A 23,052-nucleotide genomic window follows, 5' to 3' on the forward strand; every position below is an offset into this window, starting at 1 on the left:
CGTCACCGGCCGTTGGCAGGCTCGGTCGACCGGACACCCCATGGAACGAGCCTGAGTGGGACGAGAGCCATGAACGCCAGCCAGCAGCACGGACCCCTCTCCGGGTTCACCGTCGGCGTCACCGCCGCCCGCCGCGCCGACGAGCTCGGCGCGCTGCTCCAGCGGCGCGGCGCCACCGTCCTGCACGCCCCCGCGCTGCGCATCGTGCCGCTCGCGGACGACAGCGAGCTCCTCGCCGCCACCAAGGAGCTGATCAGCCTCGCCCCGGACGTGGTCATCGCCACCACCGCCATCGGGTTCCGCGGCTGGATCGAGGCCGCCGACGGGTGGGGGTACGGCGAGGCGCTGCTCGGGCGGCTGCGCGGGGTCGAGCTGCTCGCCCGCGGGCCGAAGGTGAAGGGCGCGGTGCGCGCCGCCGGGCTCACCGAGCACTGGTCGCCGTCGTCGGAGTCCATGGCCGAGGTGCTCGACCGGCTGCTCGCGGAAGGCGTCGACGGGCGCCGCATCGCCCTGCAACTGCACGGGGAGCCGCTGCCCGGCTTCGTCGAGTCGCTGCGGGCGGGCGGCGCGGACGTCGTCCTCGTGCCCGTCTATCGGTGGCTGCCGCCGACCGACCTCACCCCCGTCGACCGGCTCCTCGACGCCGTCGTGAGCCGCGGCGTCGACGCCCTCACCTTCACCTCCGCGCCCGCCGCCGCCTCGCTGTTCGCCCGCGCCGCGGAGCGGGGCATGACGGCCGAGGTCACCGCGGCGCTGAGCCACGACGTGCTGCCCGCCTGCGTCGGCCCGGTCACCGCGCTGCCGCTGCAGTCCCGCGGCCTGGACACCGTGCAGCCCGAACGCTTCCGGCTCGGCCCCCTCGTACAGCTGCTGTGCCAGGAGCTGCCCGCGCGGGCCAGGGCGCTGCCGATCGCCGGGCACCGGGTGGAGGTCCGCGGGCACGCGGTGCTCGTCGACGGCGAGCTGCGGGCCGTGCCGCCCGCCGGGATGGCGCTGCTGCGGGCCCTGATCCGGCGGCCCGGCTGGGTTGTCGCGCGCGCCGAACTGCTGCGTGCGCTGCCGGGCGCGGGCCGCGACGAGCACGCCGTCGAGACGGCGATGGCCCGGCTGCGTACGGCACTGGGCACGCCGAAGCTCATCCAGACCGTCGTCAAGCGGGGCTACCGGCTCGCCCTCGACCCGGCGGCCGGGTCCAAGTACGCCGCCGACTGAGCCGCACCCGCGGCGTCCCCGCGCTCCCGGCCGAACAGCACAAGGGCCCGCGCGAGGAACCCGAGGGCGAGCGTGCTCAAGACAGCCCGCACCACGTTCCACGCCACCCACACGTCCTCGAAGTCCGCCCGCACCGCGCCCGGGTCGGCGATCCGCGCGGGATCGCCCGCGTCCGCCAGCTCCTCGTTCAGGGGCACGTTCACCGTGACGGTGAGGGCGAACGTGGCGAAGTACGCGAGCAGCGCCGCGAGCACCCACCAGCGCACCGGGCCGCGCCGCAGCAGCCAGGCCGCGACGGCCGTGAGCAGCAGCGCGCCGAAGAAGCTCGCGAAGAACACCGCGTTCTCGAACGCCTCGTTGATGTCCTGCATGGCCTCGATGTACGCACGGTCCGAACTGCGCGCGAGGCCCGGCATCACGCCGCACGCGAAGATGTAGAAGGCACCGGCGATCAGGCCCATGGCCAGGGTGGCAGCGCCCAGAACAAGACCGGCGCCGCGGCTTTTGCGTACTGTCGCCACGTTTCGACTCATGGCATCGAGTCAACCGCGCGGCGCGGGGGCGGGCCATGGCCGAGAAGCGCGACCGCATACGCGGGCGTCTGTGCGGCACCGGCGCGGGACCCGGTGGTGGCAGGGGTTCCGATGCCGCCCCCGGGCGGGCACTGTAGGGGTACGGCACTCACCGGCACACCCCAAGGGCGGTGAAAGGCGCATGGTGTTGGGTGCGACCAAGGCAGCCAAGGCTGCCCATTCCGGGGCCCCCGCTGCGTACCACTCCGCGTTCCACGAACTCCGCTTCGACGCCGGCCGGCCCTGCCTCGACCTGGTCGCGACCACCCACCCCGTGGAGCGCCTCGACGGCGTGCGGCGGCTGCACGACTGGCTCGTCGGCGCGGGCCTGGTCCCGCCCGGCACACCGCTGCCGGGGGCCGACGCGGCCTGGCTCGCCGCCTTCCGCGAACTGCGCGGCCACATCGCCCAACTCGTCCGCGCCGAACTCGCGGGCCGGCCCGCCGACGCCGCCCTCGCCCGCGTCAACGCCCTCGCCGCCGCGGCCCCGCCCGCCCCGCTCGCCGTGCGGCACGCCGACGGCAGCCTGACCCGCGCCCTGCACGGCGCCCCCGGCCGCCCGGCCCTGCTCGCCGTCGTCGCCCGGGACGCCGTGGAACTGCTCACCGACCCGGTGGCGCGCTCCCTGCTGCGCCAGTGCGAGGGCGACAGCTGCCCGATCGTGTACCTCGACACCTCGCGCGGGCGCCGCCGCCGCTGGTGCTCCAGCGAGGTGTGCGGCAACCGGGAACGAGTGGCCCGGCACCGGCGCCGGGCGGCGCTCGCCCGGGCCTGAGCAGGAACGTTCGCGCGCCGCACGCGGGGCCGACTCTGAACCCCCGTCCGGAAAACTTCGGCCGCTCCTTGAACGCGCGCGCCGTTCCGTCCGTACGTCCAAGGTGACCAGCCGACAGGGCCGACCGAGCCGAACAGGCGGAGAGCGCGGCCGACATGGGCAAGCCGAGACGAACAGCGGACAGCGGAGGCAGACGTGCGCAAGGATTCCGCCGTGGCCGATGAACGCCCGCACCGACGACATCGACTGACGCCGGTTCCGGCCCCGGAGCCGGACGAGGAACTCATGCGCGCCCTCTACCGCGAGCACGCGGGTCCGCTTCTGGCCTATGTGCTCCGGCTGGTGGCGGGCGACCGGCAGCGCGCCGAAGATGTCGTACAGGAAACGCTCATCCGTGCCTGGAAGAACGCCGGTCAGCTCAACCGAGCCACCGGTTCGGTACGCCCCTGGCTGGTGACGGTCGCGCGCCGCATCGTCATCGACGGCCACCGCAGCCGGCAGGCCCGGCCGCAGGAGGTCGACCCGTCGCCGCTGGAGGTCATCCCCGCGGAGGACGAGATCGATAAGGCGCTGTGGCTGATGACGCTCTCGGACGCGCTGGAGGACCTGACTCCCGCGCACCGAGAGGTACTTGTCGAGACCTATTTCAAAGGGCGTACGGTCAATGAGGCGGCACAGACACTGGGTATACCCAGCGGGACGGTGCGCTCGCGGGTCTTCTACGCGCTGCGCTCGATGAAGCTTGCGCTGGAGGAGCGGGGGGTGACGGCATGAGTACGCCGTACGACGCAGGCGCCCATGGCGCACCCGGCCACGGCGCACCCGGCCACGGGCAGGACCCGTGGGGCCCCGGCTCCGGATACGGCTACGACGGCGGAACGGGCGGAATGGGCGCCGGACCCGGTCCCGGCTCGGGCTTCGGCTCCGGCTCCGGTCCCGGCGATGTGCACGAGACCGTGGGTGCCTACGCGCTCGGCATCCTCGACGACGCGGAGGCCACGGCCTTCGAGGCGCACCTGGCGGGCTGTGACTTCTGTGCCCGGCAGTTGGAGGAGCTCTCCGGCATGGAGCCGATGCTGGCCGCGCTCGCGGACCTCCCCGGCGCCGGGCTGCCCGGCTCGGGCGAGGGGCGGAGCGGGAGCGGCCCCGGCTTCGGCGGCGCGGCACCCGGCGGCATCCCCGCCGCGCGCGGCGGTCGGCGCGGCGTACCGGAGATCGGCGCACAGCTCGCCGCCCGGCCGAGCCCGCGTCTCGCGGACCGGCTCGTGGACGAGGTCGCGGCCAAGCGGGCGCAGCGGCGCAGGCGCGGGATGTACCTGGTCGCGGCGGCGGCCGCGCTCATCATCGGCGGCCCGCTCACGGTCCTCGCGGTGACCGACGACGACGGCGGCGGCACGAAGGACGTGGCGGGCGACCCGCACCCCACATCCCCCGCCGAGGACGCCTTCTTCAACCACATGGACGACAAGATCGCTGCCACCGACCCCAAGACCAAGGTCACCGCCACGGTCGGCACGGAGAAGAAGGCCTGGGGCACCCACACCGTCCTGGAGCTGAAGAACGTCAAGGGCCCGCTGAAGTGCTCCCTGATCGCGGTCGGCAAGGACGGAAAGAAGGAGACCGTCACGACCTGGTCCGTGCCCAAGTGGGGCTACGGCATCAAGGACAGCCCGCACCAGCAGGCCCAGTACCCGCTGTACGTGCACGGCGGCGCCGCGTTCGACCGCAACGACATCGACCACTTCGAGGTGCGCACCTCCGGCGGCGAGCGCCTGGTGGAGGTCGACGCCTGACCGGTCCTCCGGCGACCTGCCGCTGCCCGGCGACTGCACAAGCGGGGTCCCTTTCGCGTACGGTGGACGGCTGCTCAATACGGGCAGCAGCACGTCAGGAAAGGGGCCCCGGTGGCCGACGTACGCGAGCGCGAGATCAGCGTCGAACAGGAACACCTCGACCAGGTCTACCGCCGCCTCGAAGAGAAGATCCACGAGGCCGAGTTCCTGATGAACGACGCGGCCAAGCGCTCCCAGGTCGGCACGCCGGGCGCGCTCGCGGAGCGCGACGCGCAGGTCTTCCGCGCGGGCGTGCATCTCAACCGCCTCAACAACGAGTTCGAGGACTTCCTCTTCGGCCGTATCGACCTGCTGCCCGGCAAGGACGGCAAGAAGGGCCCGGACGGCGCGTACACCGCGGTCGAGCCGGCCGAGGGCGCGGTGCGCACCGAGGAGACCGGCTCCTACGCCGACATCGCCGAGACCCTGCACATCGGCCGCATCGGCGTCCTGGACGCGGACTACTCACCGCTGGTCATCGACTGGCGCGCGCCCGCCGCCGCGCCCTTCTACCGCTCGACCCCGGTCGACCCCGGCCGGGTCGTGCGCCGCCGCGTCATCCGCTCCAAGGGCCGCAAGGTCCTCGGCGTCGAGGACGACCTGATGCGCCCGGAGCTGACGGCGTTCCTGGACGGCGAGGAGCTGCCCGTCGTCGGCGACGGCGCCCTGATGGCCGCGCTCGGGCAGGCCCGCAGCCACTCCATGCGGGACATCGTCGCCTCGATCCAGGCCGAGCAGGACCTGGTGATCCGCGCGCCCGCCGCGTCGGTGACGTACGTGGAGGGCGGCCCCGGCACCGGCAAGACCGCCGTCGCCCTGCACCGCGCGGCGTACCTCCTCTACCAGGACCGTCGCCGCTACGCGGGCGGCATCCTCATCGTCTCCCCGACCCCACTCCTGGTCGCCTACACAGAGGGCGTCCTGCCGTCCCTGGGCGAGGAGGGCCAGGTAGCGATCCGCGCAGTCGGCTCCCTGGTGGACGGCACAGAGGCCACGATCTACGACACCCCGGCCGTGGCTCGTGTCAAGGGTTCATCGAGGATGCTGAAGGTGCTGCGGAGGGCGGCGAGGGGCGCCCTGGAACAGCAGGCCGCCGCCCCTGCTGCGGGCGGCGGTGCCGCTTCCGCTTCCGCCTCCGCTGTGGGCAGCGATGCCGCTGGGACGGCCCGCGGCACGGAACAGAATGCCGCGACGGCTGTGGGCAGTCGTGCCGCTGGGGCGGCACGGGTGGGCACAGCCGACCCGCACTCGCCAACGGCGAGCACGCACCAACTGGCCTTCGGCGAGGAAGAGCCCGAAGCCGAAGGCGAGGCGAAACAAGGCACCCCCACCCACCTCAGGGTGGTGGCCTTCGGCCGCCGCCTGGAACTCGACAGCGCCCAACTGTCCCGTATCCGCCAGACGGCACTAAGCGGCACAGCCCCGGTGAACCTGCTACGCCCCCGAGCGAGAAAGCTCCTCCTGGACGCCCTCTGGCAGCAGTCCGGCGCAGCCGGAAGACACGACGACCCCGAACTCGCCGCCGAACTCCGCTCGTCCTTCGACGACGACATCACCTCCGAGGACGACTTCCTCGCCTTCCTCGACGCCTGGTGGCCCGAACTCACCCCCCGCGCAGTCCTCTCCGCGATGAGCGACGAACGCAGCCTGAACCGCTGGTCCCGCCGCATCCTGAACCCGGGCGAGGTCCGCAAGGTCGCCCGCTCCCTCAGACGCGACGCCCTGTCCGTGCACGACGTGGCGCTGCTCGACGAACTCCAGGCGATCCTCGGCACCCCGCACCGCCCCCGCAAGAAGCGGGACCTGGACCCGCTCGACCTGCTGACGGGCCTGGACGAGCTGATGCCGCAGCGCGAGGAGTCCCAGCGCGAGCGCGCCGAACGCCTCGCGGCGGAACGTACCGAGTACGCGCACGTCATCGTCGACGAGGCGCAGGACCTGACGCCCATGCAGTGGCGCATGGTCGGCCGCCGCGGCCGGCACGCCACCTGGACGGTCGTCGGCGACCCGGCACAGTCCTCGTGGTCCGACCCGGACGAGGCGGCCGCGGCCCGCGACGAGGCCCTCGGCAGCCGCCCGCGCCGCCGCTTCACCCTCACCGTCAACTACCGCAATCCCGCCGAGATCGCCGACCTCGCCGCGAAGGTCCTGGCCCTCGCGATGCCCGGCTCGGAGTCCCCGTCGGCGGTCCGCTCGACCGGCATCGAGCCCCGCTTCGCCGTCGTACGCGAACGGGAACTCGGCCGGTCCGTGTGCGAGGAGGCGGCCCGCCTGCTGGAGCGGGTCGAGGGCACCGTCGGCGTCGTCGTGGCCATGAACCGCCGCGAGCAGGCGGCCCGCTGGCTCGCCGGGCTCGGGGAGCGCGTCGTCGCGCTCGGCAGCCTGGAGGCCAAGGGCCTGGAGTACGACGCGACCCTCGTCGTCTCGCCCGCCGAGATCGCCGACGAGTCCCCGGCGGGCCTGCGCGTCCTGTACGTGGCGCTGACGCGCGCCACGCAGCAGCTCACCGTCCTTTCGGGCGAACGCGACGAGCCGGACACGGACGGGGTGCCCGACCTGCTCCGGGATTGACGCCCGCTACGGGAATTGCCTTACGGGGATCGTTTGTTACCGTTGATGTGGCACCGGCCCGATCCAAGCCCCCGGGCCCAACCTTCGTCGCTACGAGCGACCACTTGCCGCGAGGCGAGCATGGCGGGTCGGTGTCACTCAGCATCAGAAGTACGGAAACATCAGCAGTACCGAAACGTCAGAAGTACCGAAGAGGTCCGCGTCACCAAGTGGCGCGGACCTCTTTCTGTTCGCTTCAACTTCTCGTATGGTGGAAGTCGTTTTCCGAAAGAGCGGCGACAGGCCCGTGAACAAAACGTCCGCAATCCGATGCGGCTACCGCGTACTCAGTGGTAGGTGCGACGATCGGACGGCAACAGCTACAAGGTGAAAGCAGAGGAAGTCCGCCATGGCAACGGCGCCCAGCGTCTCCTACTCGATGACGGTCAGGCTGGAGGTGCCCGCGAGCGGAACCGCGGTCTCCCAGCTCACCACGGCCGTAGAGTCCTCCGGCGGCTCGGTCACCGGCCTCGACGTCACGGCGTCCGGCCACGAGAAGCTGCGCATCGACGTCACGATCGCGGCCACCTCCACCGCGCACGCCGACGAGATCGTCGAGGAACTGCGCGGCATCGAGGGCGTCACCCTCGGCAAGGTCTCCGACCGTACGTTCCTGATGCACCTCGGCGGCAAGATCGAGATGCAGTCGAAGCACCCCATCCGCAACCGCGACGACCTCTCCATGGTCTACACGCCGGGTGTGGCCCGCGTCTGCATGGCGATCGCCGAGAACCCCGAGGACGCCCGGCGCCTGACCATCAAGCGCAACACCGTTGCGGTCGTAACGGACGGATCGGCCGTTCTCGGCCTCGGCAACATCGGCCCGATGGCCGCCATGCCGGTCATGGAGGGCAAGGCGGCCCTCTTCAAGCGCTTCGCCGACATCGACGCCTGGCCGATCTGCCTGGACACCCAGGACACCGACGCCATCGTCGAGATCGTCAAGGCCATCGCCCCGGGCTTCGCGGGCATCAACCTGGAGGACATCTCCGCGCCGCGCTGCTTCGAGATCGAGGCCCGGCTGCGCGAGGCCCTCGACATCCCCGTCTTCCACGACGACCAGCACGGCACCGCGATCGTCGTGCTCGCCGCCCTGACCAACGCACTTCGCGTGGTGGGCAAGAGAATCGGGGACGTGCGCGTCGTCATGTCGGGCGCCGGAGCGGCCGGCACGGCCATCCTCAAGCTGCTCATCGCGGCGGGCGTGAAGCACGCCGTCGTCGCCGACATCCACGGCGTCGTGCACGCGGGCCGCGAGGACCTGGTGGACGCCGCGGCCGGCTCGCCGCTGCGCTGGATCGCCGACAACACCAACCCCGAGGGCGTCACCGGCACCCTCAAGGAGGCCGTCGTCGGCGCCGACGTGTTCATCGGCGTCTCGGCCCCGAACGTGCTCGGCGGCGACGATGTGGCGGCCATGGCGGACGACGCCATCGTGTTCGCGCTCGCGAACCCGGACCCCGAGGTGGACCCCGCAATCGCCCGCCAGACGGCGGCAGTTGTGGCCACCGGGCGCTCGGACTTCCCCAACCAGATCAACAACGTCCTGGTGTTCCCCGGCGTCTTCCGCGGCCTGCTCGACGCCCAGTCGCGCACGGTCAACACGGAGATGATGCTGGCCGCGGCCACCGCCCTGGCCGACGTGGTCACCGAGGACGAGCTCAACCCGAACTACATCATCCCCAGCGTCTTCAACGACAAGGTCGCGGGCGCGGTCGCCGGAGCGGTGCGCGGCGCCGCCAAGGCGGCGGGGGCGGCTGTGACAGGCGCCACGGCCTGACCGCACGGCGCGTCGCGGAACGTGGCGCCCGTGACGGCCCTCTAGGGTGGCGGGGCGCGGGCCTTCGGGCCCGCGCGGCCTTACCGGCCCCCGCCAGGGCCTGCGCCGGCCCCACCGGTCAGGCAGGCATGCGGTCCGGCACCGGGAGCGGACGGAGCGTCACCATTTCGAGGCACCCAGCCGCGAGAGGGCGCTTTTCGTGTGACTCCCAGGGGTGCCGGATTGGCTTTCCCGCCGCAGGTGGGGGCAGGATGCGTCTCTGGGCGCGAGGGTCCGACGACGGACCCGGGTCCGGGGGCCGCCTCAGGACCCTGGCAGCATCGGCTTCGCTGTGCCCGATATGCGGCTCCGCCGCGAGGCACGCCTCAACAGCAAGAAGAACACGGGAGTACAAAATGAACCGCAGTGAGCTGGTGGCCGCGCTGGCCGACCGCGCCGAGGTGACCCGCAAGGACGCCGACGCCGTGCTGGCCGCGTTCGCCGAGACCGTCGGCGAGATCGTTGCCAAGGGCGACGAGAAGGTCACCATCCCCGGCTTCCTGACCTTCGAGCGCACCCACCGTGCCGCTCGCACCGCCCGCAACCCGCAGACCGGCGAGCCGATCAACATCCCGGCCGGCTACAGCGTCAAGGTTTCGGCGGGCTCCAAGCTCAAGGAAGCGGCTAAGGGCAAGTAGCCTTAAGCAGCGAAAGAGGGCGGCCACCCCGTTGGGTGGCCGCCCTCTTTGCGTGCCGCTACGCCAGCGCTGCCTTGCCCGGCAGCTCGACCTTTGCGCCGAGCTCCACGAGCTTGTCCATGAAGTTCTCGTAGCCGCGGTTGATCAGGTCGATGCCGTGGACGCGGGACGTGCCCTGGGCCGTCAGGGCCGCGATCAGGTACGAGAAGCCGCCGCGCAGGTCGGGGATGACGAGATCGGCGCCCTGGAGCTTGGTGGGGCCGCTCACGACCGCGGAGTGCAGGAAGTTGCGCTGGCCGAAGCGGCAGTCGGAGCCGCCCAGGCACTCGCGGTAGAGCTGGATGTGGGCGCCCATCTGATTGAGCGCGGAGGTGAAGCCGAGGCGCGACTCGTACACCGTCTCGTGGACGATGGAGAGGCCCGTGGCCTGCGTCAGGGCGACGACCAGGGGCTGCTGCCAGTCGGTCTGGAAACCGGGATGGACGTCCGTCTCCAGGGCGATGGACTTGAGGTGGCCGCCCGGGTGCCAGAAGCGGATGCCCTCGTCGTCGATCTCGAAGGCACCGCCCACCTTCCGGTAGGTGTTCAGGAACGTCATCATCGAGCGCTGCTGGGCGCCGCGGATGTAGATGTTGCCTTCGGTCGCCAGCGCCGCGGACGCCCAGGAGGCGGCCTCCAGGCGGTCCGGCAGGGCCGCGTGGGTGTAGCCGCCGAGCTTGTCGACACCGGTGATGCGGATCGTCCGGTCGGTGTCCATGGCGATGATCGCGCCCATTTTCTGCAGGACGCAGATCAGGTCCTCGATCTCCGGCTCCACCGCGGCGTTGGAGAGCTCCGTCACGCCCTCGGCGAGCACCGCGGTGAGCAGCACCTGCTCGGTGGCGCCCACGGACGGGTACGGCAGGGTGATCTTGGTGCCGCGCAGCCGCTGCGGGGCCTCCAGGTATTGGCCGTCGGCGCGCTTCTCGATGGTCGCGCCGAACTGGCGGAGCACCTCGAAGTGGAAGTCGATGGGCCGGCCGCCGATGTCGCAGCCGCCGAGGCCCGGGATGAAGGCGTGCCCGAGGCGGTGCAGGAGCGGGCCGCAGAACAGGATCGGGATCCGCGAGGAGCCGGCGTGCGCGTCGATGTCGGCGACGTTCGCGCTCTCCACGTGCGAGGGGTCGAGCAGCAGCTCGCCCGGCTCCTCACCGGGGCGGACCGTCACACCGTGCAGTTGCAGCAGGCCGCGTACGACCCGTACGTCGCGGATGTCGGGGACGTTGCGCAGCCGGCTCGGAGCGCTTCCGAGCAGCGCGGCGACCATGGCCTTGGGCACGAGGTTCTTCGCGCCGCGGACACGGATCTCGCCCTCCAGCGGGGTTCCGCCGTGGACAAGCAGGACATCGTCGGTGACGGTCATGAATCTCGCGTTCCGATGAGGTGGACGGGGGGACGAAAGGGTAAGCGTAATGGCCGCGTACCCCCCTTCAGTAAGCCCAAGGCGGGCTCAAACACGTCATGAGTCCGCTACAACACGAACCGTGCGGAATTGGACGCTCACGGTCACTGCGCCACCAGGCCGTCACAGCCGTCCCGGCACCCTCTGAGCTGCGTTCCCCCGCGTCGCCCCATTGGCTCCCCGCGCGGGCCCAAGATGCGGGATCATGTCTGGCATGACCGAGGTGTCCTCGCTCACAGGGCGGCTGCTCGTGGCCACGCCGGCCCTGTCGGACCCCAATTTCGACCGCGCGGTGGTGCTGCTCCTCGACCACGACGAGGAGGGCTCTCTCGGTGTGGTGCTCAACCGCCCGACGCCGGTGGACGTGGCGGACATCCTGGAGGGCTGGGGCGACCTCGCGGGCACCCCCGGCGTCGTCTTCCAGGGCGGCCCGGTCTCCCTGGACTCGGCCCTCGGCGTCGCGGTCATCCCCGGCGAGGAGGGCCCCCTCGGCTGGCGCCGCGTACACGGCGCGATCGGTCTGGTCGACCTGGAGGCCCCACCGGAGCTGCTCGCCTCCGCCCTCGGCAGTCTGCGGATCTTCGCGGGGTACGCAGGGTGGGGTCCCGGTCAGTTGGAGGACGAACTGGTCGAGGGCGCTTGGTACGTGGTCGAGTCCGAGCCGGGCGATGTGTCCTCCCCGGACCCGGAGCAGCTGTGGCGGGCGGTGCTGCGCCGCCAGCGCAGCGAACTGGCGATGGTGGCAACGTATCCGGACGACCCGTCCCTGAACTGAGGGTCCCCCCCCCGGCCCACCTGCCGTTCCTGGGGCTCCGCCCCAGACCCCGCTCCTCAAACGCCGGAGGGGCTATGGCCCACCCACCCGCCCTGACCAGCCCTAACGGGACGTAGTCGGCACGCTCCGGCAACCATCAGCCGTCCGGAGTTTGGGGAACGGGGGTCTCGGGGCCGACCAGCGGGGGCCGTCCCACCCACCCGCACACCCACCCCACCCCAGCCCCCTCAGCCCGTCCGGCGTTTGAGGACGAGGCCGTTGAGGCCGATCGGGGGTCCAGGGGGCAGAGCCCCCTGGTTACGGGAAGGGGCGGGCTTGGGGAGCTCCCAGCAGGGCCGCCCCTACCCAACCCGCACCCGCAAATACCGCTCAGCCAACGGATGCGCCCCCCGCGCCGGGACCACCAAGTGCACGGCGACCTGCGGCGCGTTCTTGAGGCGTACGTAGCGCAGCCCCGGGTGGGAATGCCGACGGGCAACCGGCTCGGGGGCGACCCCCACCCCGTGCCCCGCCACCACCGCCTCCAGCCACTCATCAAAGTTGTCGGCGGTACAGGCAAGCCGCGGCCGCCCCCCGACGGGCCACAGCTCGGGCCGTGTGGTCCCGGTGACGGTGTTCACGACGAGCGGCACCTCCGCCAGCTCGGCCCAGTCGACGACGCGCCGGTGCGCCAGGTCGGCCGAGCCCCGGGCGACGACGGCGACCCGCGGCTCGTACAGCAGCACCCGGCTGCGTACCGCCGCACCCGGCGGAATCTCACCGCGTACGACCGCGACGTCGCAGGCCCCCGACGCGAGCCCGGCCAGCGGCTCGTCACGCCGCACGAGCCGCACCCCCGCCCCGGTCGCCGCCTCGAACGCGGCGTTGAGCGGGCCGCAGGCCTCGGGCAGCAGCGAGGTGAAGCCGAGCCGCAGCAGCGGGGGTCCGCCGCGGGCCGCGCACAGGGTCGCGTCCAGGCGGGACAGCAGCGGCGCGAGCTCGTCGCGCAGGCGGCGGCCGGCGTCGGTGAGCTCGACGCTGCGGGTCGTGCGGTCGAGGAGCCGGGCGCCGAGGGCCTCCTCCAGGGCGCGCACGGTGCGGGTCAGCGCGGGCTGGCCGACGCGCAGCACGGCGGCGGCGGTCGTGAAGCTCAGCTCGTCGGCGACGGCGAGGAAGGCGCGCAGGTGCCGCAGCTCGACTCCGTCGGGGCGGGGGACATCCATTCCGTCGAGGCGCGGGGAATCCATGCCTCCGAAGCATAAATCCACTTCCCCGGGCATTTCCCCGGCGAACCGGAGACTGCCTACGTTTCCGTTCCGCGGCGCGTGTCCCGTGCCGCAGGACAGACGAAGGGAGCTGGGTGCGGTGCGGCGGATATGGCTGCTGATGCTGGGGGCCTTCACGTTGGGGCTCGACGCCTATGTGATGGCGGGGCTGCTGCCCGTGGTCGCGGACGACCTGGACACGACCGTGTCTCTCGCCGGACAGATGGTGACGGTGTTCACGCTTGCGTACGCGGTGAGCGCGCCGCTCGTCGCGGGCCTCCTGGCGGGCGTGCGCCCGCGCGTGCTGATCGTCGCCTCGCTCGCCGTCTTCACCCTCGGCAACGGCGCGACCGCCCTCGCACCCGGCCTCGCCGTGCTGCTCCTCTCGCGCGTCGTCGCGGGAGTGGGCGCCGGGGTCTACTCGGCGCTGTCCACGGCGGCCGCCGCGTCCCTCGCCGGGCCGGAGCGGCGCGGGCGGGCCCTCGCCCTGGTCATGGGCGGCATGAGCTCGGGCACGGTCCTCGGGGTGCCGCTCGGGGTGCTGCTCGCCGACCACACCTCGTGGCGGTCGACGATGTGGCTGGTCACCGGGCTCGGCGCGGTGGCGCTCGTGGGGCTCGCCCTCGGGCTTCCGCAGGTGCCCGCCGAGCCGCCGGTGCCGGTGCGGGCGCGGCTCGGGGCGCTCGCCGACCGGGCCGTCCTGCCGGTCGTCGGCGTCTCCTTCCTGGCCGCGGTGTCGAGCCTCGGCCTGTACACGTACCTCGCGCCGGTCCTGGAGGCCGCGGGCGGTGTCGGCGAGGGGGACGTGGCGCCGTATCTGTGGGCGTGGGGGATCGGCGGGGTGCTCGGCAGTGTGCTCGCGGGGCCGCTGGTGGACCGGTGGGGGCGGGTGTACGCCCTGGTCGCGGGCATCATGGGAGCCCTGGTGGTGGCGGAGGTGGCCCTTCCGCTGCTGGGTGCGGCGGCCTTCCCGGCGCTCGTGGTCTGGGGTGCGGCGGGCTGGGCCCTGCAAGTGCCGCAGCAGCACCGGCTGTTGGCGCTGTCCGCCGAGCGCGGCACGGTGGCGCTCGCCCTGAACAATTCCGCGCTCTACCTCGGCAGCGCGGTAGGCTCCGGGGCCGCGGGGCTCGCGCTCTCGGCGGGGCTGGGGGCGCAGGAGTTGCCGTGGGTGGCGGCCGGGGTGGCCGCGGCGGGGCTCGCGCTGCACGCGGTGGCAGCGCGTGCGCGGCGCACAGGGCCGCGCGGAGACGGCTCGGACGGCAGGCGCTGCCAGGACGCGCCCGGCGTGAGTACCCTTGGCACCTATGAGCACTCTTGAGCCCGAGCCCGAGCGCGGGGCAGGTACGGGGACCCTCGTAGAGCCGACGCCACAGGTGTCGCACGGTGACGGCGACCACGAGCGCTACGCGCATTACGTCCAGAAGGACAAGATCATGGCAAGCGCCCTCGACGGTACTCCCGTCGTGGCGCTCTGCGGCAAGGTGTGGGTCCCCGGCCGCGACCCCAAGAAGTATCCCGTCTGTCCCATGTGCAAGGAGATCTACGAGTCCATGGGAGCGGGCGGCGACAAGGACAAGGGCGGCAAGGACGGCGGCAAGAAATAGCTTTCCTCTGGCGGGGGCGCCTTGGGCCGCCGTTTCGTAGGGGGCTGCGCCCCTTTCCCCGCTGTCGGCGCTCCGCGCCTCGTCCTCAAACGCCGGACGGGCTGAATACGGCCCGTCCGGCGTTTGCCGTCTCCGGGCCGTTGCGTGTGCCGCAACGGCTCTTTTGTGGCGCGCAATCGCGTGGCAGCCTCACGGCATGACAGACACGGATCTGGTTCCGGCCCCCCGGAGCCTGGAGTGGGTGCCGCCCTCACAGGGGCTCTTCCCCCTCGATCAGGAGACGTTGCTCGAAGCCCGGCCGGGCACGGAAGGCGTGGCCCGCTGGATTCGCGCCACGATCGGCGCGGCCACGGGTCTCCCGCTCGCCCCGGGAGACGATGACGACAACCGCATCGTGCTCGCCATCGACCAGGAGATCCCCTCCGAGGGCTACCGCATCGTCGTCGACGGCTACGCGATCCGAATCGACGGGGGTGACGCGACCGGTGTCTTCTATGGCGCGCAGACGCTCCGTCAGCTCCTCGGCCCGGACGCCTTCCGGCGGGCGCCCCTGAACCTCGCTCGCGAGTGGCACGTACCGATGGTGGTCCTCGAAGACGCCCCGCGATTCCGCTGGCGCGGCATGATGCTCGACGTGGCCCGGCACTTCATGCCGAAGGACGGCGTCCTGCGCTATCTCGACCTGCTCGCCGCGCACAAGTTGAACGTCTTTCACTTCCACCTGACGGACGACCAGGGCTGGCGGGTGGAGATCAAGCGCTACCCGAGGCTCACGGAGGTCGGCGCCTGGCGGCCGCGTACCAAGTGGGGGCACCGCGCGTCGGAGTTGTGGGACGAGAAGCCACACGGCGGCTACTACACGCAGGACGACATCCGCGAAATCGTCGCGTACGCCGAGTCCTTGCACATCACCGTCGTCCCGGAGATCGACGTCCCCGGGCACTCGCAGGCCGCCATCGCCGCGTACCCGGAGCTCGGCAACACCGATGTCATCGACACCGCCGCGCTGTCCGTGTGGGACACCTGGGGTGTCACACCGAATGTGCTCGCGCCCACGGACGGCACCCTCCGTTTCTACGAGGGGGTGTTCGAGGAGCTGCTGGAGCTGTTTCCGTCGACCTTCATCCACGTCGGCGGCGACGAGTGTCCCAAGGAGCAGTGGAAGGACTCGGCCGCCGTGCAGGCCCGCATCGAGGAGCTGGGGGTCAGCAACGAGGACGAGCTGCAGAGCTGGTTCATCCAGCACTTCGACAAGTGGCTCTCCGCGCGCGGGCGTCGGCTCATCGGCTGGGACGAGATCCTGGAGGGCGGGCTCGCGGCGGGCGCGGCCGTGTCGTCCTGGCGCGGGTACGGCGGCGGCATCGCGGCGGCCCAGGCGGGCCACGACGTCGTCATGTGCCCCGAGCAGCACGTCTACCTGGACCACCGCCAGCACGGCGGCTCCGACGAGCCCGTGCCCATCGGCTTCGTACGCACCCTGGAGGACGTCTACCGCTTCGAGCCGGTGCCGGCCGAGCTCACCGCGGACGAGGCGAAGCACGTCCTCGGGACGCAGGCCAACGTGTGGACCGAGGTGATGGAGTACCAGGGGAGGGTGGATTACCAGGTCTTTCCGAGGCTCGCGGCGCTCGCCGAGGTCGCCTGGCGTACGCTCCCGGCGCCCGCCGAGCGCGACTTCGCCGATTTCGAACGGCGAATGAACGCCCACTACGCGCGACTTGACGCCCTGGGTGTCGACTACCGCCCGCCAGGCGGCCCGTTGCCGTGGCAGAAACGTCCCGGAGTGCTCGGACGCCCGATCGAGGGGGCGCCCCCAAACGTGTGAGGCGACGCCCGAGCGCGTGCTCCCGGCGGCTCGCGGTGCAACCGTGGGCCGCCAGGAGAAAGCCGTACAAGGATCACCGAAGGGTGGCAATTCCCGCTGACCGGCGAGGGAGTGCGAAACCGGCATATCCCCTCGGTCTGCGGACGAACGTCTCCTAGCGGACCCCCGCGCCGGGGCCCGGTGAAGATGTGCCAGAGTTGCCACGTCCGGGTTGTGAGCACGTACCGTACGGCGGAACAGGCGTAACGGTGACAACGGCGCGCAAGCCGCCGGGCCATCGGGAAGGGGCAGCCGGTTTTGACCACGCACGCACCGCGGGCAGCGCAGGGGGCGCAGTCTGTGACGCTGCCTGCCACGCTCGACGAGGCCGTCGCGGCGCTCGCCGCCGTGCCCGCCGCCGTGCCCGTCGCGGGCGGCACGGACCTCATGTCGTCGGTCAACGCAGGCCTGCTCCGCCCCGCCGCCCTCGTCGGCCTCGGCCGCATCAACGAGATCCGCGGCTGGCAGTACCAGGACGGGCACGGGCTGCTCGGCGCGGGCCTCACGCACGCGCGCATGGGACGCCCGGACTTCGCCGCGCTCATCCCGGCGCTCGCCGCCGCCGCGCGCGCCGCGGGACCGCCGCAGATCCGCAACGCGGGCACCCTCGGCGGCAACATCGCCTCGGCCGCGCCCACCGGCGACTCGCTGCCCGTACTCGCCGCGCTGGAAGCCGTGTTGATCATCGCGGGACCGGGCGGCACCCGCCGCGAGATCCCGGTCTCGCACCTGCTCGCGGGCATGGAGATGCTGGCGCCCGGCGAGCTCATCGGCTACGTACGCGTGCCGCTGCTGCACGCCCCGCAGGTCTTCCTGAAGGCGACCGGGCGCACTGGCCCGGGGCGCGCCACCGCGTCGGTCGCCCTGGTGCTCGACCCGGCGCGCAGGGGAGTGCGGTGCGCCGTCGGCGCCATCGCGCCCATGCCGCTGCGGCCGCTGGAGGCCGAGCAGTGGGTGGCCGGTCTCATCGACTGGGACGGCGAGCGCGGTCTGGTGCCGGAGGCCCTGACGGCCTTCGGCGAGTACGTCGCCGCGGCGTGCATCCCCGACCACCCGCCCGCCGAGGACGGCACCGCGCAGCCGCTGCCGCCCGCCGTACTGCACCTGCGGCGCACCGTCGCCGCGCTGGCCCGACGAGCACTGGGGAGGGCGCTGTCGTGACCGACGGTCAGAGGAATGGCGCGGGCGGCTGGCAGCCGCATCCGCAGGGCGAGTACGACGCGGACGCCACCGCGTTCGTGCAGCTCCCCGAGGGCGCGGCCGACGCCGTGAGCACGCCGCTCGCCGCCCCCGGGCACGGCTATGTGCCGCCGCAGATAACGGTCGCGCCGACCGCGCCCGACGCCACCGACCCGGCGGCCACTGGCGTGTGGGTGCTGCCGCCCGAGATCACCGGCATCGCGCCCGCGTCCGGCGGCGCGCAGTCCGTGACCTGGCCGGACCCCGGCACACAGACGGGCGCTCACCCGCAGCGGCAGCTTCCGGCCGAGGGCGCCCCCGACGCGTACGACCCGCGCGCCACCGGACAGTGGGCGTTCCCGGACGCAATGCCTTCGCACCCGGAGCAGGTGTCGCACCCGCAGGAGCAGGCGGGGGCCGCCGAGCACGGCCACGCGCCTGCCGGTCAGGCGGGGGCCGCCGAGCACGGCCACGCCCCTGCCGGTCACGACGTGACCGGGCAGTGGTCCATCCCTGTCGCGGACGGTGATCTTCCGGACGAATCGGGCGAGTTCACGACGTCGTCGCTGGCGACACAGTGGGGTGGCACGCCGCCCGCCACGCTGCCCGGCGGGGCGCCCGCCCCCTGGGCCACGTCGGCCACGTCGTGGCCGACGCAGGCCCCGGAGACCTCCGAGGCGCCGCAGGCTCCGCAGGCGCTGGGGTACCCGGCGGCTCCGACGGAGGCCGCGCCTGCGCGACCAGGCGTCGGGGAGACCCCCGAGACCCCCTTCGAACGCACCGCCAAACTGTTCGTCGTGGGCCGCCGACCGGACGGCTCCCTCGGCCCTGCGGGGTCGCGGGGCGACGACGCACCGGACGAAACGGGCGGCCACGCGAGCGCCGAGGACGCCGACGACACGTCGGCCGAGCCCGGCGGAGCCACGGCTCCGGAGGGCCTCGCGCCCGGCCGGGCGGGGGTGGACCCCGCAGGCGGGGCGGAGGGTGCGCACGGGGTGGGGCCCGGGTACGGGGAGGACGCGGCGGAGGGGGACCTTCCGCACGGGGACCCTGCACACGGGGCGAGCCCCGCACAGGGGGCTGACTCCGTGCACGGGGTGGACTTTGCCCAGGAGGCGAGCCCCACACAGGGGGCGGACCCCGCAAGCGGGGTGGACTTTGCCCACGGGGCGAGCCCTGCGCACGGAGCGGACTTCGCGCACGGGGCGAGCCCTGCGCGCGAGGCGGGCTTTGCTCACGAGGCGGACTTCGCGCACGAGGCGGACTTTGCCCACGAGGCTCCCGCGCACGCGGCGGACCAGGCACCCGACGGGGACCCCGAGTTCGTGAACCTCGCGCATGGTGTGCAGGCCGCGCCCGCACACCACGCGCCCGGGGCGGGGCATGTCGCCGACGCGGACCACCCCCGTGACGTGGACGGCGCGCCCGAGGCGGACTTCGCCCCCGGCGTGGGCCAGGCGCCCGGGGCGGGCCATGCCTCCGGCGCGGACCACCCCCGTGACGTGGACGGCGCGCCCGAGGCGGACTTCGCCCCCGGCGTGGGCCAGGCGCCCGGGGCGGGTCATGCCTCCGGCCCGGGCCTCCCTTCCACAGCGGGTCACGCCCGCGGGGCGGGCCACACCGGTGACGCGGAGGGTACGTCCGAGGCGGGCCTTGCCCCCGGGACGGACCACCTGTCCGACGCGGACTTCGCCTCCGACGGCGACTACGAGCCCGGGGCGGACTCCGTCCACGGGGCGGGCCAGGCCCACCAGGCGGGCCATCCCCGTGACGAGGAGGGCGCGTTCGAGGCGGAGCACGCTCCCGAAGCGGCCCACGCCGGAGAGGGACCCCACCCCCACACCACGGACACAGCCCACTCCGAAGACGCGGCCCACCCCACGGACACACCCGCCGCCGCCCACCCCGCCGAAGCGGAATCCACCCACACCCTCGACCCGGCCGACGCCGACGCCGAAGCCGACGCCCACGCCGGCGCCGAAGCCGACGCCCCCTCCACCCACCCCCCGTCCAAGGCTCCGGAGCCAGTCCCCCCTCAGGACGAACACCCCCTCGTCTCCTACGTCCTGCGCGTCAACGGCGCCGACCGGCCCGTCACCGACGCCTGGGTCGGGGAGTCGTTGCTGTACGTGCTGCGGGAGCGGCTCGGGCTCGCGGGGGCCAAGGACGGGTGTTCGCAGGGCGAGTGCGGGGCGTGCAACGTGCAGGTGGACGGGCGGCTCGTCGCGTCCTGCCTGGTGCCCGCCGCCACCGCGGCCGGCAGCGAGGTGCGGACCGTCGAAGGCCTGGCCGTGGACGGACAGCCCTCCGACGTGCAGCGCGCGCTGGCCAACTGCGGCGCCGTGCAGTGCGGTTTCTGCGTACCGGGCATGGCGATGACCCTGCACGACCTGCTCGAAGGCAACCCCGCGCCCAGCGACCTGGAGACCCGCCGCGCGCTGTGCGGCAACCTGTGCCGCTGCTCCGGCTACCGGGGCGTCCTCGACGCGGTCCGCGACGTGGTCGCCGAGCGCGAGGCGAAGGGCGCCGCGGGCGAGCAGGGACAGGGACAAGGGCAGGGGCAACAGGGGCAAGGACAACAGGGACAGGGGCCTGATCACGCGCGCGGCGCGCAGGCACCGCGCGTGCCGCATCAGGCCGGCCCCCACGGCCACGAGCAGACCGGCCCCCACGGCCGACAGCAGCCGGGCCCGTACGGCCAGGACGGAGGCCAGGCGTGAGCAACGAGACCGTCGCCGCGCCCGCGCCGGGCGCGGAGCAACTGCCGCACGGCATCGGCTCGTCACTGCCGTCGGCGGAGATCAGGGCCAAGACGGAGGGCACGTTTCCGTACGCCGCCGACCTGTGGGCCGAAGGCCTGCTGTGGGCGGCAGTACTGCGTTCCCCGCACGCGCACGCGCGCATTGTGTCCATCGACGTCACCCACGCCGAGGACATGCCGGGCGTCCGCGCCGTCGTCACGCACGAGGACGTGCCGGGCGAGCCGCTGCACGGCCGCAAGACCGCCGACCGCCCGCTGTTCGCCGCCGATGTCGTACGCCACCACGGCGAGGCCATCGCCGCGGTCGCCGCCGACCACCCCGACACGGCCCGGATGGCCGCCGCCGCGATCATCGTCGAGTACGAGGTGCTCGACCCGGTGACCGACCCGGAGCAGTCCTTCGAGGCCGCCCCGCTGCACCCCGACGGCAACCTCATCCGCCACATCCCGCTGCGCCACGGCGACCCGGAGGCGGCCGGCGAGGTCGTCGTCGAGGGCCTCTACCGCATCGGACGCCAGGACCCGGCGCCCATCGGCGCGGAGGCCGGACTCGCGGTGCCGCGCCCGGACGGCGGCGTCGAGCTGTACATCGCCTCCACCGACCCGCACGGCGACCGCGACATGGCCGCCGCCTGCTACGGCCTCGCCCCCGAGCGCGTGAAGGTCGTCGTCACCGGCGTCCCCGGCGCCAGCGCCGACCGCGAGGACGCCAGCTTCCAGCTCCCGCTCGGCCTGCTCGCCCTGCGGACGGGCTGCCCGGTCAAGCTCACCGCGACCCGCGAGGAGTCCTTCCTCGGCCACGCCCACCGCCACCCGACGCTCCTGCGCTACCGCCACCACGCGGACGCGGACGGCCAGTTGGTGAAGGTGGAGGCGCAGATCCTGCTCGACGCGGGCGCGTACGCCGACACCTCCGCGGACGCGCTCGCCGCGGCGGTCTCCTTCGCCTGCGGTCCCTACGTCGTCCCGCACGCCTTCATCGAGGGCTGGGCGGTTCGCACGAACAACCCGCCGTCCGGTCACGTACGCGGAGAGGGCGCCCTCCAGGTCTGCGCCGCGTACGAGGCGCAGATGGACAAGCTCGCCAAGAAGCTGGGCGTCGACCCGGCCGACCTGCGGCTGCGCAACGCGATGGCGACCGGCGACATCCTGCCCACCGGCCAGTCGGTGACGTGCCCGGCCCCGGTGGCCGAACTCCTCGCCGCCGTACGGGACTTCCCGCTGCCCGACCTGCCCAAGGACACCCCGCAGGAGGACTGGCTGCTGCCCGGCGGCCCCGAGGGCGCGGGCGAACCGTCCGCCGTGCGGCGCGGCGTCGGCTACGGCCTCGGCATGGTCCAGCTCCTCGGCGCCGAGGGCGCGGACGAGGTCTCCACGGCCACGGTGAAGGTCCACGACGGCGTCGCCACGGTGATCTGCGCGGCCGTCGAGACGGGCCAGGGCTTCACGACGCTCGCCCGGCAGATCGTCCAGGAGACGCTCGGCATCGACGAGGTGCGCGTGGCTCCCGTGGACACGGACCAGCCCCCGGCCGGGCCCAGCTGCCACGGCCGCCACACCTGGGTGTCGGGCGGCGCGGTCGAGCGCGCCGCGAAGATGGTGCGCACCCAGCTCCTGCAGCCCCTGGCGCACAAGTTCGGCATGTCGACCGAGCTGCTCCAGATCGCCGACGGCAAGATCACCTCGTACGACGGCGTCCTCTCGACCACCGTCGAGGAGGCGATGGACGGCAAGGAGCTGTGGGCCACGGCGCAGTGCCGCCCGCACCCCACCGAGCCGCTCGACGCCGACGGACAGGGCGACGCCTTCGTGGGCACGGCCTTCTGCGCGGTCCGCGCGGTCGTGGACGTGGACATCGAGATCGGCTCCGTACGCGTCGTGGAACTCGCCGTCGCCCAGGACGTCGGCCGCATCCTGAACCCCGCGCAGCTCCGGGTCCGGATCGAGGCGGGCGTCACCCAGGGCGTCGGCGCGGCGCTCACCGAGAACCTGCGCACCCCGCGCGGCCTCGTCCGCCACCCCGACCTGACGGGCTACGCCCTGCCCACCGCCCTGGACGCCCCCGACATCCGCATCGTCAAACTCGTCGAGGAACGCGACGTGGTCGCCCCCTTCGGCGCGAAGGCCGCGAGCGCGGTGCCGGTGGTGACGTCCCCGGCGGCGATCGCGTCGGCGGTCCGGGCAGCGACGGGCCGCCCGGTGAACCGACTGCCGATCAGGCCGCAGGCGGCGGTGGGGGCGGAACTGTCGTAGCCGGGCCTGTCGGCAACGTTCCAGCCCGGCTGGCAACGTTCCGGCCCGCCCGGCAACGATCTAGCCCGTCTGGCATCGATTCAGCCCGTCCGGCGTTTGAGGACGAGCCGCGAAGCGGCGATCGGCGGGAGCCGTCCCACCCACCCGTGACCTCCACCCCTCCGAGCCCGTCTGGCGTTTGAGGACGAGGCGCGAAGCGCGGATCGGCGGGGGTCTTTCCGCCCATCCGCGACCTCCACCCTTCCCAGCCTGTCCGGTGTTTGAGGACGAGGCGCGAAGCGCGATCGGCGGGGGCCCTCCCGCCCACCCGTGACCTCCACCCCTCCTAGCCCGTCCGGCGTTTGAGGACGAGCCGCGGAGCGGCGATGAGCGGGGGTCCAGGGGGCGGCAGCCCCCTGGTACGGGAAGGGGCGGGCCTGGGGCGCCCCCGCGAGGGACCCCGCGGTACCCAGGTCCCCCGGAAAAGGAGAGGA

17 protein-coding genes are annotated in these 23,052 nt (G+C 73.1%); 14 read left to right on the forward strand and 3 right to left on the reverse strand.

The genetic code is table 11. The annotated features are described in order from the left end of the window. Nucleotides 1-69 precede the first annotated feature (69 nt). Nucleotides 70-1,212, forward strand: coding sequence for a uroporphyrinogen-III synthase (locus tag AC0KTA_RS23205; RefSeq protein WP_481050147.1), 1,143 nt, complete (start codon nucleotides 70-72; stop codon nucleotides 1,210-1,212). On the opposite strand, the gene AC0KTA_RS23210 is transcribed toward AC0KTA_RS23205, so the two are convergent. After that, the gene (locus AC0KTA_RS23210) at nucleotides 1,161-1,673 is read right to left on the reverse strand and encodes an anthrone oxygenase family protein (RefSeq protein ID WP_481056531.1); all 513 of its coding nucleotides are present in this window, start codon (nucleotides 1,671-1,673) and stop codon (nucleotides 1,161-1,163) included. The two genes, AC0KTA_RS23205 and AC0KTA_RS23210, sit on opposite strands and share 52 nt — an antisense overlap. Before the next feature lie 253 nt (nucleotides 1,674-1,926). On the opposite strand from AC0KTA_RS23210, the gene AC0KTA_RS23215 reads away from it, so the two are divergent. The 6 genes from AC0KTA_RS23215 (at nucleotide 1,927) to AC0KTA_RS23240 (ending at nucleotide 9,458) form a co-directional block, all read left to right on the forward strand. After that, nucleotides 1,927-2,559 carry a CGNR zinc finger domain-containing protein gene (locus AC0KTA_RS23215; RefSeq protein ID WP_481050148.1) on the forward strand — a complete coding sequence of 211 codons (633 nt, stop codon included), beginning with the start codon at nucleotides 1,927-1,929 and terminating at the stop codon, nucleotides 2,557-2,559. Nucleotides 2,560-2,754: 195 nt separating this feature from the next. Further along, nucleotides 2,755-3,333, forward strand: coding sequence for a sigma-70 family RNA polymerase sigma factor (locus AC0KTA_RS23220; RefSeq protein WP_481050149.1), 579 nt, complete (start codon nucleotides 2,755-2,757; stop codon nucleotides 3,331-3,333). Next, nucleotides 3,330-4,352 carry an anti-sigma factor family protein gene (locus tag AC0KTA_RS23225; protein ID WP_481050150.1) on the forward strand — a complete coding sequence of 341 codons (1,023 nt, stop codon included), beginning with the start codon at nucleotides 3,330-3,332 and terminating at the stop codon, nucleotides 4,350-4,352. Before AC0KTA_RS23220 ends, AC0KTA_RS23225 begins: the two co-directional genes overlap by 4 nt. Nucleotides 4,353-4,463: 111 nt before the next feature. Continuing rightward, entirely contained in the window at nucleotides 4,464-6,962 is a 2,499-nt protein-coding gene (locus AC0KTA_RS23230) for a HelD family protein (RefSeq protein ID WP_481050151.1), read from the forward strand. A 388-nt stretch (nucleotides 6,963-7,350) separates the two neighbouring features. Next, a complete protein-coding gene (locus AC0KTA_RS23235) occupies nucleotides 7,351-8,781 on the forward strand; it encodes an NAD-dependent malic enzyme (RefSeq protein ID WP_481050152.1) in 1,431 nt (476 codons plus the stop codon). 395 nt (nucleotides 8,782-9,176) lie between these two features. Next, the gene (locus AC0KTA_RS23240) at nucleotides 9,177-9,458 is read left to right on the forward strand and encodes an HU family DNA-binding protein (protein ID WP_016645140.1); all 282 of its coding nucleotides are present in this window, start codon (nucleotides 9,177-9,179) and stop codon (nucleotides 9,456-9,458) included. Nucleotides 9,459-9,516: 58 nt separating this feature from the next. On the opposite strand, the gene murA is transcribed toward AC0KTA_RS23240, so the two are convergent. Next, a complete protein-coding gene (murA, locus tag AC0KTA_RS23245; RefSeq protein WP_481050153.1) occupies nucleotides 9,517-10,860 on the reverse strand; it encodes a UDP-N-acetylglucosamine 1-carboxyvinyltransferase in 1,344 nt (447 codons plus the stop codon). Between the two features lie 253 nt (nucleotides 10,861-11,113). On the opposite strand from murA, the gene AC0KTA_RS23250 reads away from it, so the two are divergent. Continuing rightward, nucleotides 11,114-11,674, forward strand: a complete 561-nt coding sequence (locus AC0KTA_RS23250) for a YqgE/AlgH family protein (RefSeq protein WP_164324471.1) — start codon at nucleotides 11,114-11,116, stop codon at nucleotides 11,672-11,674. 341 nt (nucleotides 11,675-12,015) lie between these two features. On the opposite strand, the gene AC0KTA_RS23255 is transcribed toward AC0KTA_RS23250, so the two are convergent. Then, nucleotides 12,016-12,900 (reverse strand): LysR family transcriptional regulator, encoded by an 885-nt coding sequence (locus AC0KTA_RS23255; RefSeq protein WP_481050154.1) that lies wholly within the window; start codon nucleotides 12,898-12,900, stop codon nucleotides 12,016-12,018. A gap of 118 nt (nucleotides 12,901-13,018) precedes the next feature. Here AC0KTA_RS23255 and AC0KTA_RS23260 point away from each other — a divergent pair, with 118 nt between their 5' ends. From AC0KTA_RS23260 to AC0KTA_RS23285, 6 genes are all read left to right on the forward strand, one after another. Continuing rightward, a complete protein-coding gene (locus AC0KTA_RS23260) occupies nucleotides 13,019-14,236 on the forward strand; it encodes an MFS transporter (RefSeq protein ID WP_481050155.1) in 1,218 nt (405 codons plus the stop codon). Further along, a complete protein-coding gene (locus AC0KTA_RS23265; protein ID WP_037825937.1) occupies nucleotides 14,223-14,522 on the forward strand; it encodes a DUF3039 domain-containing protein in 300 nt (99 codons plus the stop codon). Before AC0KTA_RS23260 ends, AC0KTA_RS23265 begins: the two co-directional genes overlap by 14 nt. A 196-nt stretch (nucleotides 14,523-14,718) precedes the next feature. Continuing rightward, entirely contained in the window at nucleotides 14,719-16,347 is a 1,629-nt protein-coding gene (locus AC0KTA_RS23270; RefSeq protein ID WP_481050156.1) for a beta-N-acetylhexosaminidase, read from the forward strand. 297 nt (nucleotides 16,348-16,644) lie between these two features. Next, complete coding sequence (locus tag AC0KTA_RS23275; RefSeq protein WP_481050157.1) at nucleotides 16,645-17,547, forward strand: FAD binding domain-containing protein; 903 nt, start codon at nucleotides 16,645-16,647, stop codon at nucleotides 17,545-17,547. Continuing rightward, on the forward strand, nucleotides 17,544-20,285 hold the full coding sequence (locus AC0KTA_RS23280) for a 2Fe-2S iron-sulfur cluster-binding protein (protein WP_481050158.1): 2,742 nt from the start codon (nucleotides 17,544-17,546) through the stop codon (nucleotides 20,283-20,285). The genes AC0KTA_RS23275 and AC0KTA_RS23280 overlap by 4 nt, the downstream gene beginning before the upstream one ends. Continuing rightward, complete coding sequence (locus AC0KTA_RS23285; RefSeq protein WP_481050159.1) at nucleotides 20,282-22,579, forward strand: xanthine dehydrogenase family protein molybdopterin-binding subunit; 2,298 nt, start codon at nucleotides 20,282-20,284, stop codon at nucleotides 22,577-22,579. Before AC0KTA_RS23280 ends, AC0KTA_RS23285 begins: the two co-directional genes overlap by 4 nt. Nucleotides 22,580-23,052 lie beyond the last annotated feature (473 nt).

The sequence above is a fragment of the Streptomyces sp. Y309 genome (assembly GCF_056712025.1).